Annotated in this window: 13 protein-coding genes; 11 read left to right on the top strand and 2 right to left on the bottom strand. The window is 42.4% G+C overall.

Annotated features, from left to right (window positions below; all coding sequences use genetic code 11):
• Window positions 1–3 precede the first annotated feature (3 nt).
• The 9 genes from grpE (at window position 4) to PS3_RS08080 (ending at window position 12851) form a co-directional block, all read left to right on the top strand.
• Entirely contained in the window at window positions 4–564 is a 561-nt protein-coding gene (grpE, locus tag PS3_RS08120; protein ID WP_007122621.1) for a nucleotide exchange factor GrpE, read from the top strand.
• 32 nt (window positions 565–596) lie between these two features.
• A complete protein-coding gene (gene dnaK / locus PS3_RS08115; protein WP_007122620.1) occupies window positions 597–2447 on the top strand; it encodes a molecular chaperone DnaK in 1851 nt (616 codons plus the stop codon).
• An 85-nt stretch (window positions 2448–2532) separates the two neighbouring features.
• Window positions 2533–3678, top strand: a complete 1146-nt coding sequence (gene dnaJ / locus PS3_RS08110) for a molecular chaperone DnaJ (RefSeq protein WP_007122619.1) — start codon at window positions 2533–2535, stop codon at window positions 3676–3678.
• Between the two features lie 111 nt (window positions 3679–3789).
• Window positions 3790–5625 (top strand): translation elongation factor 4, encoded by a 1836-nt coding sequence (lepA, locus tag PS3_RS08105; RefSeq protein ID WP_007122618.1) that lies wholly within the window; start codon window positions 3790–3792, stop codon window positions 5623–5625.
• A 309-nt stretch (window positions 5626–5934) separates the two neighbouring features.
• Complete coding sequence (locus tag PS3_RS08100; RefSeq protein WP_007122617.1) at window positions 5935–7368, top strand: cytochrome ubiquinol oxidase subunit I; 1434 nt, start codon at window positions 5935–5937, stop codon at window positions 7366–7368.
• Window positions 7369–8388 (top strand): cytochrome d ubiquinol oxidase subunit II, encoded by a 1020-nt coding sequence (gene cydB / locus PS3_RS08095; protein ID WP_007122616.1) that lies wholly within the window; start codon window positions 7369–7371, stop codon window positions 8386–8388. It begins immediately after the preceding gene.
• Between the two features lie 3 nt (window positions 8389–8391).
• Complete coding sequence (gene cydD / locus PS3_RS08090; protein WP_007122615.1) at window positions 8392–10119, top strand: thiol reductant ABC exporter subunit CydD; 1728 nt, start codon at window positions 8392–8394, stop codon at window positions 10117–10119.
• Window positions 10112–11860, top strand: a complete 1749-nt coding sequence (gene cydC / locus PS3_RS08085) for a thiol reductant ABC exporter subunit CydC (RefSeq protein WP_007122614.1) — start codon at window positions 10112–10114, stop codon at window positions 11858–11860. The genes cydD and cydC overlap by 8 nt, the downstream gene beginning before the upstream one ends.
• Window positions 11861–11939: 79 nt before the next feature.
• The gene (locus PS3_RS08080) at window positions 11940–12851 is read left to right on the top strand and encodes a prenyltransferase (protein ID WP_007122613.1); all 912 of its coding nucleotides are present in this window, start codon (window positions 11940–11942) and stop codon (window positions 12849–12851) included.
• 49 nt (window positions 12852–12900) lie between these two features.
• On the opposite strand, the gene PS3_RS08075 is transcribed toward PS3_RS08080, so the two are convergent.
• The gene (locus tag PS3_RS08075; protein ID WP_007122612.1) at window positions 12901–14121 is read right to left on the bottom strand and encodes an NAD(P)/FAD-dependent oxidoreductase; all 1221 of its coding nucleotides are present in this window, start codon (window positions 14119–14121) and stop codon (window positions 12901–12903) included.
• Between the two features lie 188 nt (window positions 14122–14309).
• On the opposite strand from PS3_RS08075, the gene PS3_RS08070 reads away from it, so the two are divergent.
• Entirely contained in the window at window positions 14310–15677 is a 1368-nt protein-coding gene (locus PS3_RS08070) for a glutamate--cysteine ligase (RefSeq protein ID WP_007122611.1), read from the top strand.
• 61 nt (window positions 15678–15738) lie between these two features.
• Here the strand turns inward: PS3_RS08070 and trxA are convergent, their stop codons facing one another.
• Window positions 15739–16056 carry a thioredoxin gene (trxA, locus tag PS3_RS08065; protein ID WP_040468721.1) on the bottom strand — a complete coding sequence of 106 codons (318 nt, stop codon included), beginning with the start codon at window positions 16054–16056 and terminating at the stop codon, window positions 15739–15741.
• 149 nt (window positions 16057–16205) lie between these two features.
• Between trxA and PS3_RS09960 the strand changes: the two genes are divergently transcribed.
• Entirely contained in the window at window positions 16206–16784 is a 579-nt protein-coding gene (locus PS3_RS09960) for a hypothetical protein (protein ID WP_050950900.1), read from the top strand.
• Window positions 16785–16946: the final 162 nt, after the last annotated feature.

Genomic DNA, 16946 nt, shown 5'->3' with positions numbered 1-16946 from the left:
CGAATGGCAAAAGAAGAACAAACGCAAGATCAATCAACGCAAGCGCCAGCGGATGAAGTGGAAACGACAACCGAAGCCAGCGAACAAGTTGAGGATCAAGTTGCTGAATTAAGTCAACAAGTCGCGGATTTACAAGCGAAACTTACAGAAGCTGAAGACAAGGAATTGCGCGCACAAGCTGAAGTGCAAAACATGTCAAAGCGGATGAAAAAAGAACAAGCGCAACTATTGAAGTATGAAGGCCAAGACCTGGCTAAATCTTTATTGCCGGTCTTGGATAACTTGAAGCGGGCGTTGGCCATTGAAGTCACCGATGAGAATGGTCAACAACTTAAAAAAGGAATTCAAATGGTGCACGATCATCTTGAAACGGCCTTAACTGACCATGATGTGCATGAAGTTGATGCTTTAAATCATCCATTTGATCCTAATACTCAACAAGCGGTCCAAACCGTTCCGGCTCAAGAGGGCCAGGAACCAGAAACCGTGGTTGAGGTCCTGCAAGCAGGTTATACCTTACATGATCGGGTCTTGCGCCCGGCCATGGTAGTTGTTTGTCAATAAAATCGAAATTAAACTCAAAGAGGGAATTAAATATGGCAAGTAATAAGATTATCGGAATTGATTTGGGGACGACTAACTCTGCCGTCGCCGTAATGGAAGGTAGCGAACCAAAAATTATCACCAACCCAGAAGGGGGCCGGACAACGCCATCAGTTGTTTCTTTTAAAAATGGTGAAATTCAAGTTGGGGAAGTGGCCAAGCGTCAAGCAATCACTAACCCGAACACGATTAAGTCAATTAAGTCACACATGGGTGAAGAAGGCTACACGGTTGAAATCGAAGGGAAGGAATACACTCCACAACAAGTTTCGGCCATGATCCTTCAATACATCAAGAAGTATGCCGAAGATTACATTGGTGATACGGTTTCTGAAGCCGTTATTACGGTTCCAGCATACTTCAACGATGCTCAACGGCAAGCGACGAAAGATGCTGGGAAGATTGCTGGTCTAGATGTTAAGCGGATCATTAACGAACCAACGGCTTCTTCATTAGCTTACGGTTTGGATAAGACCGATCGTGATGAAAAGATCTTAGTTTATGACCTTGGTGGTGGGACCTTCGATGTTTCCATTCTAGAATTAGGGGATGGGGTCTTTGAAGTTCTGTCAACTAATGGTGATACGCACCTTGGTGGGGATGACTTTGACCAAAAGATTATCGATTGGTTAGTGGATGAATTCAAGGCTGAAAACGGCATTGATTTGTCACAAGACAAGATGGCCTTACAACGGTTAAAGGATGCTGCTGAAAAGGCCAAGAAGGATGTTTCAGGGGTTCAAGAAGCGCAAATTAGTTTGCCATTCATTACTTCAGGCGATAATGGTCCTTTGCACTTGGAAACGACCTTAACGCGGGCTAAGTTTAACCAATTAACGAATGATTTGGTAGAACGCACGAAGCAACCAGTTCTTAACGCCATGAAGGATGCTGGTTTATCATTTAGTGATATTGACGAAGTGATCCTTAACGGTGGATCAACGCGGATTCCAGCGGTTCAAGAAATGGTTAAGGAATTAACTGGCAAGGAACCAAACCACTCAATCAACCCGGATGAAGCGGTGGCCTTAGGAGCAGCGATCCAAGGTGGGGTCTTGACTGGTGATGTTAAGGACGTTGTCTTGCTTGACGTTACGCCACTTTCCCTTGGGATTGAAACGATGGGAGGCGTCTTTACGAAGTTAATTGATCGGAACACGACGATTCCAACTTCCAAGAGCCAAGTCTTCTCAACGGCCGCAGACAATCAACCAGCCGTAGATATTCATGTCTTACAAGGTGAACGGCCAATGGCGGCTGACAACAAGACCCTTGGTAACTTCCAATTAACGGATATTCCACCTGCACCACGTGGGGTTCCTCAAATCAAAGTGACCTTTGATATTGACCGGAACGGGATTGTTAATGTTTCCGCAGAAGATCAAGGAACTCACAAGAAGCAAAATATTACGATCAAGTCTAATTCTGGTTTAACAGATGAAGAAATTGAACAAATGAAGAAGGATGCGGAAGCTAACGCCAAAGCAGACAAGAAGCGGAAGGAAGAAGCTGACTTACGGAATGAAGTTGATCAATTAATCTTCCAAACTGACAAGGTCCTTGATGAAATGAAGGACAAGGTCTCAGAAGATGACTTGAAGAAAGCCCAAGACGCTAAGGATGCTTTGAAGAAGGCCCAAGAAGATAACGACTTAGATGCCATGAAGGAAAAGAAGGATGATTTAAACAAGATTGTCCAAGATCTTTCTGTAAAATTGTACCAACAAGCTCAAGATGCTAATCAAGCAGCTGGTGGTGATGCTCAAGGTACTGACGATAACAAGTCAAACGATGGCAATACTGTCGATGGTGACTTTGAAGAAGTTGATCCAGATAAGAAGTAGTTGTTTCCTTTTCGGTGACCGATTAAATTTAAATTAACCCAAAAGGCTGAGTTAATTCCCAGCCTTTTGTGCTAGAGGAGAACTGATGGCAGAGAAAGATTATTATGAAACTCTTGGTGTCGATAAAGATGCATCGGAACAGGATATTAAGCGAGCTTTTCGGAAGTTAGCTGCCAAATATCATCCGGATGTAAATAAGGAACCAGGAGCCGAAGAAAAATTTAAAGAGATTAATGAGGCTTACGAAACCCTGAGTGATCCTCAAAAGCGGTCCCAATATGATCAATTTGGTTCGGCTGGGCCGCAAGGCTTCGGTGGCGGTCAAGGAGGTTTTGGTGGCTTTGGCGGTGGAGCCCAGGGTGGCTTCAGTGACTTTAGTGATATTTTCGGTGACCTCTTTGGTGGGGGGCGAACTCGTCGTGACCCTACCGCTCCCAAACCGGGGCGAGATCTTCAATATACGATGACCCTGGATTTCATGGACGCCGTTTTTGGGAAAGAATCGCAAATCAAGTATAACCGGGAAACCAATTGTGATGTTTGTCATGGTTCTGGGGCGAAACCAGGGAAGTCAGCCCATACCTGTTCGCAATGTCACGGGACCGGATACATTGTGACCCAACGTCAAACTATGATGGGGGTCATGCAATCGCAACAGGTTTGTCCAACTTGTGGTGGGACGGGTCAAGAAATTGATCCGGCCGATCGTTGTGATAAGTGTCACGGAGTTGGACATATCCAAGAACGTCATGAAGTTAAGGTAACTATCCCAGCCGGGGTTGATGATGGTCAACAACTGCGTTTACAAGGCCAAGGTGAAGTTGGGAAAAACGGGGGTCCTTATGGTGACCTGTACATTGTTTTCCGAGTTACCCCAAGTCGGGACTTCAAGCGAGATGGCACCACGATTTATGTAGAAGAAGACATTACTATTCCTCAGGCCACTCTGGGTGATAAGATTCAGGTTAAAACGGTCCATGGTAATGTCGAATTGAGCATTCCGGCCGGAACCCAATCGGAAACTGATTTCCGCTTACGGGGGAAGGGTGTGCCGATTCTTCATGGTAATGGGAATGGCGATGAATACGTAAAAGTTCACGTCAAAACGCCAAAGAAACTTAATAAGCGTCAACGAGAAGCCATGATGGCTTTTGCCGAAGCCAGTGGTGAAGAAGTTGAAGGCGTTAAAGGTGGTTTCTGGGAAAAATTGAAAGATGCCTTTGAAGAATAATAAATTAGCTGGTGAAGAGCTTTGCTTCCCAGCTTTTTTGTTTGGTTTGAAAGTCATCATGGGGATTGATATACTGGTAAGTAGCATTACACGTAGAAAGTAGGGACGCTAATGGATTTAGCAGCAATGAAGGAACGCCAACAACGAATCCGAAATTTTTCGATTGTCGCCCATATCGATCATGGTAAATCGACTTTAGCTGATCGAATCTTAGAAATGGCGGATTCAATCAGTAAACGGGAGATGAAGAATCAGATTCTCGATGATATGGAGTTGGAACGCGAACGGGGAATTACGATTAAGTTAAACGCCGTTGCTTTAACTTACCATGCTCAAGACGGCGAAGATTACATTTTTCATCTTATCGATACCCCAGGCCACGTTGATTTTTCATACGAGGTTTCCCGTTCCTTGGCCGCTTGTGAAGGAGCGATTTTGGTGGTTGATGCCACCCAAGGAGTCGAGGCTCAGACTCTAGCGAATGTTTATTTAGCCTTAGATAACGATTTAGAGATTTTACCGGTTATCAATAAAATTGATTTACCTTCCGCCGATGCCGAAGGGACCAAGGCGCAAATCGAAGAAGAAATTGGTCTGGATACTTCTGAAGCCGTTGATATTTCTGCGAAAAGTGGTTTAGGCGTAGATCAAGTTTTAGAAAAAATCGTGCAAGATATTCCGGCACCTACCGGCGATCTAGAAGCCCCTTTGAAAACTCTGATTTTCGATTCCAAGTACGATGATTATCGTGGGGTAGTCCTATCAGTCCGGGTTTTTGAGGGGACAGTCAAAAAAGGCGATCGAATTAAGTTTGTGAATAGTGGCGCCGAATATGAAGTTGCGGAGGTTGGGATCAACTCGCCGAAACCTTTAGCGCGTGATCTCTTAATGGCAGGTGATGTGGGTTATATCACGGCCTCTATTAAAGACATTAAAGATGCCCGGGTTGGGGATACTATTACGGCAGCAAATAATCCTGCACCTGAAGCTTTGCATGGTTATCGGCAAATGCAACCGATGGTCTATGCCGGTCTTTATCCGACTGATAATGCTAAGTTTAATGATTTGCGTGAAGCCCTTGAAAAGCTTCAATTAAATGATGCCTCCTTAACTTTTGAGCCGGAATCGTCACAGGCTTTAGGTTTTGGTTTTCGGTGCGGCTTCTTGGGCATGTTACACATGGACGTGATTCAAGAACGCTTGGAACGGGAATTCAATCTTGATTTGATTACGACGGCCCCGTCAGTTACTTACCACGTCTATCAACATGACGGTGAGATGATCGAAGTTGAAAATCCAGCCGAAATGCCGGATGTCACCTTGATCAAGTCGATTGAAGAACCTTTTGTGAAGGCATCGATCATGGTACCAAATGATTATGTCGGTGCGGTCATGGAACTCTGTCAACGAAAACGGGGCCAGTTTGATACGATGGAGTATCTTAGTGACACCCGAGTGAACGTTATTTATCATATTCCGCTCGCTGAAATTATTTACGATTTCTTTGATCGGCTCAAGTCGAGTACACGGGGCTATGCTTCCCTAGATTATGAAATTGATGATTATCGGCCAAGTGATTTAGTTAAAATTGATATTCTCTTAAATGGTGATCGGGTAGATGCCCTTAGTTTCATTAGTCACCGGTCCTTTGCGGAAGAGCGGGGCCGTGAAATTGCTTCGAAACTGAAGAAAATTATTCCACGACAAAACTTTGAGATTCCGATCCAAGCCGCGATTGGTTCCAAAATTATTGCCCGGACGAACATTAAGGCTTACCGCAAAGATGTGACAGCTCGGATCCATACTGGTGATCCAGATCGCCGGGCCAAACTACTTGATAAGCAAAAGCGGGGAAAGAAACGGATGAAAGCGGTCGGGAGAGTTGAAGTTCCCCAGGCAGCCTTTATGGCCGTTTTGCAAACGGATGAAGAAATCGATCAAAAGTAACTGAAATTGAGTGAAGAGACTTAAAGTGCTCCATAGCAAGACGTTTATGGGCACTTTTTATTTTGTCAAATAACGGTGCCTAAATTGGAAGTGCTTACGATAAAACAGCGATTTAATATGCTTTTAGATCAATGTAACCATATATAATTGCGCTTATTTTCACAATCGGTGGTCTAATCACCTGATATTAGGGAGAAAATCGTAAATTTATATTAAGTTTTGATTGAAAGTGACATGGTATCATTGTAGAATAAAGGTGTAATAAAGCACGTTTATCATTTGATAAACGAAATCTAGGAGGTTGGAACAATGTCAATTGTGACACTTGCCAGATTCCAATTTGCAATGACAACCGTCTTTCACTTCTTTTTCGTTCCCTTTTCTATTGGGACGGCGTTTGCGATTGCAATTATGGAATCGATGTATGTTCATACTAAAAATGAGACATACAAAAAAATGGCTCGTTTCTGGGGAAATATTTTCTTATTAAGTTTCGCTGTCGGGGTTGTGACTGGTTTAATCCAAGAATTCCAATTTGGGATGAACTGGTCTGATTATTCACGGTTTATGGGGGATATCTTTGGGGCACCATTAGCCTTTGAAGCTTTAGTAGCCTTCTTTATGGAATCAACTTTCATTGGTTTATGGACCTTTACCTGGGATCGGGTAAAACCAGGATTGCATTCTCTCTTTATCTGGTTAACTGCGATTGGATCCATGATTTCCGCTCTTTGGATCTTAACGGCTAATTCATTCATGCAACATCCGGTCGGCTATTCCATTAAGAATGGTCGGGCAGTAATGACTGACTTTGGGGCCTTGTTAAAAAACCCACAACTTTGGTTTGAATATGGTCACGTTGTCTTTGCAGCTCTAATGATGGGTGGGACGATCGTGGCTGGTTTGACGGCCTTCCAATTACTCAAAAAGCAATCACTATCTAGCGAAGTTAAGGACCTATACAAAAAGTCCATGCGGCTAGGATTGACTTTAATGTTAATCTTTGGGGCCTTAACTGTTGCTTGGGGTGACATGCAAATGAAGTACTTGGTTAAGGAACAACCAATGAAGTTTGCGGCCGCTGAAGGGGTGGTTACTACTACCGGGAAGCACGCCCCTTGGACGATCGTTGGTGTATATGATACAAAGACTCATGAATCAAAGGGTAACCTTGACATTCCATATGTTTTGTCGATCTTAACCTATGACAAAACTTCTGGTTCTGTAAAAGGGATGAAGGAAATCAATGCCCAACTTGAGAAAAAGTATGGGACAAAGATTGATAATCAAAAAATCTCATACTATCCACCAGTTAACACGGTCTTCTATAGTTTCCGGATTATGGCCGCAGTTGGTGGTTGGATGATGCTAGTTTCGATTGTTGGTCTCTTCTTATCACGGAAGAAGGCAGAAACCTTGTACAAGCATAAGTGGACCTTATGGGTTGTAGCGCTAACGACCTTCGTACCATTTATTGGGAATACTGCTGGTTGGTTTGTGACTGAATTTGGTCGGTTCCCATGGACCGTGTATGGTTTATTTACCATTCAACAAAGTGTGTCACCAAATGTTTCAGTTGCGTCATTATTAACATCGAATATTGTTTACTTCTTACTCTTTACTTCCTTAGCAATTGTGATGATTTACCTAGTGGTACGTCAACTTCGTAAAGATCCAATGTCCATGGATCAGCCACAATTTGCTGAGAAGATCTTAGATCCATTTGATAAGGGGGCCTTTTAAATGACAATTTTACAATTAATTTGGTTCCTATTATTAGCTGTTCTATTTTCGGGCTTCTTCTTCCTTGATGGTTTCGATTATGGGGTTGGTATGGCCGTCCATACTTTAGCTGATAACGAAGGAGAACGGGATCAAATTATTCACTCAATTGGACCAGTTTGGGATGGAAACGAAGTTTGGTTAATCACTGCTGGGGGAGCAATGTTTGCCTCGTTCCCGTTCTGGTACGCATCACTTTTTAGTGGTTACTACTTAGTCTTCTTGTTAATTTTAGTCGGTTTGATTTTACGAGGTGTTTCCTTTGAATTCCGGGCTAAAAGTGCTGCTAAAGGGAAGGTCTTCTGGGGATGGATGTTAACGCTTGGTAGTACGATGGTTCCCTTCCTCTTCGGGATGTTATTCATTTCCATGATCCACGGGATGCCAATTGATGCTAATGGTAACTTCCATGCTGGATTCTTTGACTATGTGAATATCTTCTCTGTTGTTGGGGGAGTTGCAGTTACACTCTTGTCGTATCTTCACGGTTTAAACTATATTGCCTTAAAGACCGTCGGTGCAATCCGTGATCGGGCTAAAAACTATGCGAAGTTCTTATATTGGGTTCTTTACCTTGGTTTAGTGGTCTTTGCCCTTTTACTAATTTTCCAAACCGATTTCTTAAGTGTTCATCCAATTGGCACTTTGGTTTGTTTAGTATTAGTCGTCTTATTTGCTCTATTGGCCCACATTGCCTTATTTAAGGATAATGAAATGTTAGCCTTTATCATGAGCGGTTTAACGATGGTTGGGGTTGTGGCTTTGATCTTTACTGGATTGTATCCACGGGTATTGATTTCAAGCATCAGTCCAAAATATGATTTATTAATTCAAAGTGCGTCATCTTCTGAATACACTTTGACGGTAATGACGATTGCCGCGGTCTGCATTTTACCTTTCGTGCTGGCCTACATCATTTGGACTTATTGGATTTTCCGGAAACGGATTGCCATGCCGGCAGCCCAACCAGTGGAGGAATAATTTATGATTGATCGTCTTATGTTTAAATTGACGGGAATCAGACAATTAATGGGGAAGCTTGTGGGACTATATGTCCTACAGGCTTTTCTTGTCATTGGTCAGTCACTTTTTCTGAGTTATTTCTTAGTGCGGTTATGGCGAGGACATCAGGTGCTGGATGAGTGGCCCTGGTTAGCTTGGTTTGTTGGATGCTATCTGGCCCGGCATGCCTTAAATTGGCTTGCTAGTCGCTGGTTAGATGATTATGCGCGCCAGACGGTTCGTCAAATGCGGCAATCATTATTGGCAAAGCTTTTTGTCTTAGGTCCACAAGTAGTTCAACGAGAAGGAACTGGTAATATGGTGACCTTGGCTTTGGATGGCATCAGTCAAGTTGAGGAATACATTACCTTAGTCTTCTCTAAAATGATTAACATGATGATTGCCCCAATCTTGATTCTGATTGTAACCTTTTATCTTGATCTAACGTCGGGAATTGTTATGGTGATCGTCTATCCCTTAATCATTTTATTCTTTATTATTCTTGGCTTAGCTGCCCAAGCGCGGGCCGATCGTCAATTTGAAACTTTCCAACTGCTATCAAATCACTTTATTGATTCTTTACGGGGCATTGATACCTTAAAATATTTTGGTTTAAGTAAGCCTTACTCCAAGTCGATCTATCGTTCCAGTGAGAATTTCCGTTTATCAACCATGGCAACCTTACGAATTGCCATGACTTCAACCTTTGCCCTAGATTTCTTTACCACCTTATCAATTGCGATGATGGCGGTATTTCTAGGTTTTAAACTAATTGATGGTGAAATTGGGCTTTTTCCTGCTTTAGGAATTTTAATTATGGCACCAGAATATTTCCTGCCGCTACGGAATTTTGCCAATGATTATCATGCAACCTTAAATGGTAAGAATTCCTTCCAAAAGATTATGGCTATCATTAATGAGCCCAGTCCCAAAACCAGTTCGGCCAAGCTGCACAGCTGGTCAGCTAGCGATCAATTACAAGTTGATCAAGTTGCCTTTCAATATGGTGAGGATGGAGCGCAATTAAAGCCGCTTTCTTTTACGGCTCGCGGATATCAAAAGATCGGCATTATTGGGATGAGTGGTTCGGGGAAAACGACCTTAATCAATCTCCTGAGTGGCTTTTTACAAGCAAAGGCCGGCCAATTTGTTGTCCAAGGCCAGGCTATGTCGACAATGGATGAAAGTACTTGGCGTGAACAAATTACTTATATCCCGCAAAGTCCGTATCTATTTGATGATACCTTACGAAATAATATTGCCTTTTATACCCCAGATGCTAGTGTCGAGCAGATTCAAGAAGCGGTTAAAGTAGTGGGTTTGACAGACCTAGTAAATGAATTACCAGAAGGCTTGGATACGATGATTGGGACTGGAGAACTGGCCTTAAGTGGTGGTCAAGCCCAACGGATTGCTTTGGCACGGGCCTTTCTTGATCAATCGCGAAAGGTAATGATTTTTGACGAACCGACGGCTCACCTAGATTTAGAAACGGAAATTGCTTTAAAAGAAGCGATGCTGCCCTTGATGAAAGATCATTTGGTCTTCTTCGCAACTCACCGACTTCACTGGATGCGGCAAATGGATTACATTTTAGTCATGGATCACGGTCAATTGGTCGAGCAGGGAACTTATGACGAGTTAATGGCTCATCAGGGTTCATTTGTAAAACTAGTTAATCAAATGAAAGGAGGGGAAACCGATGCATAAGATTCCATTATTACGTGCTTTAAAAAATGATCGTTGGGTGAAACCATTCTTAACTCATTACAAACGAACCTTATATTTAGCCATTGGCTTAGGGATTTTAACCTTCATCTGTGCTGGTGGGTTGATGTTTGTATCGGGCTATCTGATTAGCAAATCGGCTACTCATCCTTTTAATATCTTGGCAGTCTATGTACCGATTGTCATTACCCGTGGTTTTGGGATTTTTCGACCGGTCTTTCGGTATGCCGAACGCCTGACTAGTCATAATTGGGTCTTCAAGATGACTTCCGAGTTTCGGAAAAAAATGTATGATTCGCTAGAACAAGATGCCGTTTTTTTTAATAGCAAATATCGCTTAGGTGACATCTTAGGTTTATTATCAGAAGATGTTGCTCACATTCAAAACCTCTATTTACGGACGATCTTTCCCGAATTCGTTGCCATTGGCCTATACTTGTTAATCGTAGTGGCCTTAGGAATTCTTTCCTGGTGGTATGGATTAGTAATGCTACTTTTACTGGGCGTGATCATGGTGGCGATTCCTTTCTGGTCAGTGGTGGTGAATGGTGCTAAGCAAGAAGCCGAGAAGCAGCTTAAAAATGACTTGTACCAGGATCTAACTGATAATGTAATGGGGATCACTGACTGGGTCTTTGCTAACCGGGGTGAAGAATATGTCCGTCAACATATAGCTGATGAAGATAAGTTATACCGAATTCAAGAATCATTGAATCGTTTTAATCAAATGCGGACCTTCTTAATTGAAGTGTGGTTTTTATTAATTGCGATTAGTCTAGCCTTTTGGGGAGTAGCGCAATTTGGTGGTCATTATGGTGGCTCCGCCAACTGGATTGCTGCTTTTGTTCTCGCAACTTTTCCTTTAGTTGAGGCTTTCGCTGGTTTGCCAGCCGCCGCGCAAGAATCCAATGTCTATGTGGATTCGATTGATCGATTAAATCAATTACCAGCCGTTGCGAATACGAAATCGGCGCCCGTTGAATTAACGGGACCCTATAACTTGGAAGTCCAAGATGTTCATTATACTTATCCTGAAACGACCAAGGAAGTGCTCAAGGGAGTCACCATCGATCTTCAAGCGGGTCAAAAGTTAGCTATTTTAGGTCGGTCTGGTTCGGGAAAGAGTACTTTAGCCGCCTTGTTACGTGGTGATCGGAAACCTACACATGGCAAGATAACTTTAAATGGGATTCCAACTAGTGAATTTGGTGATGAAATGGCCAATTATATTGGGGTCATTCAACAACAGCCATACTTATTCCATACAACCTTACTAAATAACTTGAGGATCGGGAATGAAGAGGCGAGCGAAGCTGAAATTTGGTATGTTTTAGCCCGGGTTGGTCTAAAAGAAACGATTGCTCAATTACCAGATGGTTTACAAACCATGGTGGATGAAGCCGGTCTGCGTTTCTCAGGCGGGGAGCGTCATCGTTTATCCTTAGCCCGAATCCTGTTAAAAGATGTCCCGATTGTAATCTTAGATGAACCGACAGTTGGCTTGGATCCAATTACGGAACAAGCAGTGATTGATACCTTCTTTAAACAGTTAGAAGGAAAGACCATCATTTGGATTACGCATCATTTACAAGGAATTGAAGCAATGGATCGAGTAATTTTTATTGAAGATGGTCAACTTGAAATGGATGGAACTCCGCAATCACTAATGAAAACTAACGAACGCTATCGCCGACTGAAACTTATCGATGCCGGGGAGTTATAAAAATTAAAACCACCGCGGGTTAAAATCCAAGGTGGTTTCTTTGTGTCAGTCCGTTATAATCAAGGGGAGGGGGATACAGATGACATTAAAAGTATTTTTAGAATTAGTAGAAATTAAAGCCAAGACTGCAAGTATTTTACCGTGTTTATTAGGCTTCTGCTTTGCTTGGTATCATTATCAACGCTTTGAATGGTTACCAGCACTGGTCTTTTTCGTGGCCATGGTGCTTTTCAATATGGCCGTGGATATGCTAGATAATTATCATGATTTTGTTCATGCGGTTGATACTGAGGATTATCAGCAGAATACCAATATCATTGGTCGTGAATCCTTATCAGCTCAGCAAATCTTAAAGGCTTTAATCGTGTTAGTAGTGATTGCTGGTGCTTTAGGTTTATGGCTAGTTTATCTAGTGGGGATCCCAGTTTTATGGATGGGGATCTTCTGCTTTGCGATTGGCTTTTTATACTCCTCAGGACCATTTCCTATGTCTGGATTGCCGGTGGGGGAATTCTTTTCGGGCTTTACAATGGGTGTGATGATTACCTTGATTAGCGTCTATGTCAATACTTTTTCAGTCTTTACATGGTCCTGGTCCAATTTATTATCAATTTGGGCGGTGGCTTTGGCCAATGAGTTATGGATTTCGAATTTGTTATTAACTAATAATATTTGCGATGCTAAAGAAGATGAAGATAACCATCGTCATACGATCATTCATTTTATCGGAATCCGTGCTGGTTTATGGGCCTTTGCGATTAAAAATGCCGTGGCCTTAATGGCGATTGCCATTACTGTATTAATCGGTTTACAACCATGGACCGTTTTAGCAACTTGGTTATTGATTCCCTTTATTATTCAGCAAACGCGCTTACTATTTTATAAACAGGTCAAAAAAGAAACTTTTTCAACGGCCGTCAAGATTCTCTTTTTTGGTTCCTTAACCCAAGTGATAACTTTTGCGCTGGGAATTTTATTGGAAATTAGTTAAGAAAAAGGAGATTGGGAAGAAATTCTTCTCAATCTCCTTTTAAGATATCCTAGTGATATAAATCGAAGCGGCCTTTTTTCATTACTTCACGGAAACCACCAACCCGGAAGAGGGATTCATTGGCGATCATTTTCTTCGTTGCTGAAGCCATGTAGCCTCGAACTTCATGCCCCATTGCTTCACCAAAGGCATGGGTATTACCAACCGAGGCCACTGTTCCAAGTGACTTATAAGTAAATGGAGTCGTCAGATGTTGACCATTCGTCAAGCGACTGGCAAGGTCGTTTGCCACGTATTTACCCATTCCTAAAGCAATTTGCGCGGTAGTAGGGTAAGGACGATTTCCATCAGGTGGCATTACCGCTGCCACATCACCGATCAGGTAGACATTATCATGATCATTATCGGTCAGATGTTCGCTTGGGATCACACGTCCCCGGCGGGCGCTAAAGCCGGCTTCATCAATGATTGGACTCCCGCTAACCCCAGTCGTCCAAATGATCGTTTTGGCTTCCATCGTACTGGTAACAGCATCTTCGGGGTCACCTTGTTGGAATTCAACTTGTCCATCATCAACTTTGGTGATTCGTGCGCCAGTAACTAGGTTAACGCCGAAACTTTTAACCAAATTAATTCCGTAAGTAGCTAATTTCTCACTAAACATCGGTAGCAGATGAGTGGAAGCTTCAATTACGTTAATTTTGATGTCGGATGGTTGTACTCCAGCCCGATCGGCTAAGGTTTTACGAGCATCGTTAAGGGCCCCAACTAATTCAATTCCAGTGAAGCCAGCCCCACCAATGACAATGTTTAAGTAGGATGGATCTTGAACTTCTTGATACTTATCCATCATTGCTAGGAGGTGTTGGTGGATTGCTTCGGCTTCTTTCAGAGTTGCCATTGGCAAAGCGTGTTCGTCAACTCCAGGAATACCGAAGCTTTCGGAAACGAAGCCTAAAGCACAAACTAAATAATCATAAGTTAAATCTTTATGGTCAGCTAATTTAACCGTTTGGTTGGCTAAATCTAACGCAGTCACTTCATCCTGAATGAAAGTGGTAACACTTGGTTTAACGACATCAGCGATTGGATAGCTGATGTCACTAGGCTTTTTCGTCCCGGCAGCTACTTCGTGTAAGTCAGTTGCCTCATAATGATAATTGTTGCGGTCAACTAGAGTCAGTTTGACATCACCTTTAACCCGCTTTTGTAATTCGTGAACAACCTTTAAGCCGGCATATCCAGCCCCCAAAATAACAACATGTTTCATGATATGAACTCCTTATGGCTATTTTTTATCTAACCACATTATACCATTTTATCGGTAAAAATGACATTTATTCACTAATCAGATGATAAATAGTTAGAAATATCTAAAATTAGAAAATGATGAGGTTTATTCTAGTCAAACGCCGATAGATACGTTAATATATTTACAATAAATGAAGAGGTGGGCCTATGTTTAGTCGAATTGGACAAATTATCTTTGATCACGAAGCCGTATTGGAAGCTTCGGACTTTAAAATGGGGATTGAAATTGAAATGAACCGGGTTGATAAACGGGGCCATTTGAGTCGCGAACCATACCCGGCGGCCGTTGGTGACCAAGCCCAAAATCCATGGTTAACCAATGATTTTCTTTCCACGATGTCAGAAATTGTGACACCAGCAGCTGATAATGCGACTGATGCCATGCATTATTTATATAGTATTAATACGGCTTTACGGACGGCCTTGGCTCCCGGTGAGTATCTTTGGCCTATGTCAATGCCACCGATTTTACCTGATGATCCTCATGATTTGCCAATTGCTGCGACTACGCCAGAAAAACGGGAATATTTTGATCATTGGCTAGAACGTCATCAACCTTCGGAAGGAACTCCCCAAGGGGCCCATATTAATTTGAGTATCAACCAAAATGTTATTAAGCTTTTGAGCCAGGAATTGGATCTCTCAGAGAAAGCGGTTAAAAACCACCTTTATAAAACCTTAGCGCAAGGCTTTATTCGCTATCGCTGGGTCATTACTTATCTTTTTGGCGCTTCTCCTGTCGCTGAAGCTAATTTTTATGGTCCCGATCAACAACCCTTTGATCATCCAGTTCGCTCTATTCGGCAGAGCCATCGTTATGGATTAGGCAACGATTTTATCGCCGATTACACTTCGGTCGAAACATATGCTCAAAAGATTCAAGAAGCCGTGGATGCTGGTGAATTATTGAAACCTACTGATTATCATGGGAGTGTACGCTTTAAGGGCGCCGACGAAATGAAAGACTTGGCTAAAGAAGGGGCTAAGTACCTGGAGTTGCGGATGTTAGATCTAGATCCAACGAGTTCGATAGGAATTCGAACGGGGACGATTCGCTTTATTCGCCTATTAGCCGGCTACTTTTTGATGAGCCCGGCGATTAACGATCGCGATGTTAATGACGTATTAAAACGAGCGGATCAAATGAATGGGGAAGTAGCCGAAGAAATGCCGACTGAGCGGACTCAATATTATGAAGAGGCACGAGCATTTATCGAACGCTTACAACAATTTGTTAATCAAATTCAAGCAGGTCCTGAATACCAAGAAATTCTCTATGATTTTGAATATCGGATCAATCATCCCGAAACAACGCCGAGTGGTCGCTTAGTTGAAAAATTGCACAACGGTTCATTGGTCGATTATGCCATGCGTAAAGCCATTAAATATCAAGAAGGGGCGCAACAAGCCCTGAAACCTTTCCATGGCTTTGAAGAAAATAATGGTAACTTATCGGCCGACTTGTTAGCCAAAGAACTTTTTGGTGGCAGTTGGCGGGTAAATTATCACGATTAAAAAATGAGGGTGGGAAGAAATGTCAATTGACATTCCTTTCCACCCTCATTTATAAAACAACTTAGGCGAGAGCGTCTTTTATGGCGCCATCTAAAACATCCTTGCTTTGTAAACCAATAAATTTATTAACTAATTCGCCATCTTTAAATAATAATAAAGTCGGAATTGATTGGATCCCAAATTGGGTCGCTAATTCTTGATTACTATCAACGTCGACCTTAGCAACTTTGGCTTGATCACTGTATTCTTCGCTTAATTTTTCAACAATTGGACCTTGCATCCGACAAGGGGGACACCAAGTCGCCCAAAAATCGACCAGGGTCACGCCATCTTTGATAGTCGTTGCGAAAGTATCCGTAGTAATGGTTTGTGCTGGCATCATCAGCACCTCCTTTTTGTATTACCATGATTATCTACGATCATGAAAATAGGGTCAAGCAAAGTGACTTGTTTGAAATAAGGTAGAATTTATGATGATTATTTGCTACAATGATAAATTGGAATGATATTTATACAGGAGACAATGAAATGATCTTTTTTGGGATTTTAATTGTAGCAATCGCCATCTACGCCATTATGTATGTGATGCAAATTCGGGACTTTCGGAAAAATGGGGTGCATCCCGTTAGTCGTCCTCGGGTCGTAACCACCTGGATTTTGCTTTTGGTGATGATTTTTAGCTTAAGTGGGGGAATTATCAGCTTGACTTCAGGCGGATCCGATGAAATTGCCACTTCGGCTTTGAAGCACATTACCAAAAAGAAGTCATCTTCATCTAGCAAGAAGGATAAAAAGAGTTCTTCGTCATCATCAGAAGTTGAATCGACTAGCGATGAAACTAGCTCAACCACGACGAGTGCCGCTTCAACTACTTCTACTAACAACAATAATGACGATAGTGATTCTAACTCGACGACAACGACCAACAATCAAACTACTTCGAATAATGGTGGTACTTCGACGACTACCGGTCGGACAAGCAGTAATACTAACACCACTGCCGGCAACAGCAATACCAATGCAACGACGACTACAAACAATACAGTAACCTACACTCCGGTACAACCGTCAACAAGTTACACACCAGTTACTTCAATTCCTGAATAATAAAGAAGAGAGTGGGAAGAAATGTTGATTAACATTTCTTCCCACTCTCATTTTTTGATCACACTTGTAATTACGGTCAAAAAGCGCTCCACGAGCCTAACTACGAACTCACATCGGTCCATTCTGTACCAACATTCGTTCTAGGTTAGTCCGATGGGGCGC

The sequence above is a fragment of the Limosilactobacillus gastricus PS3 genome, from assembly GCF_000247775.1.
Classification (GTDB): Bacteria; Bacillota; Bacilli; order Lactobacillales; family Lactobacillaceae; genus Limosilactobacillus; species Limosilactobacillus gastricus_A.
The sequence above is the reverse complement of the archived record's forward strand: the minus strand, read 5'-3'. Positions and strand labels throughout refer to the sequence as shown.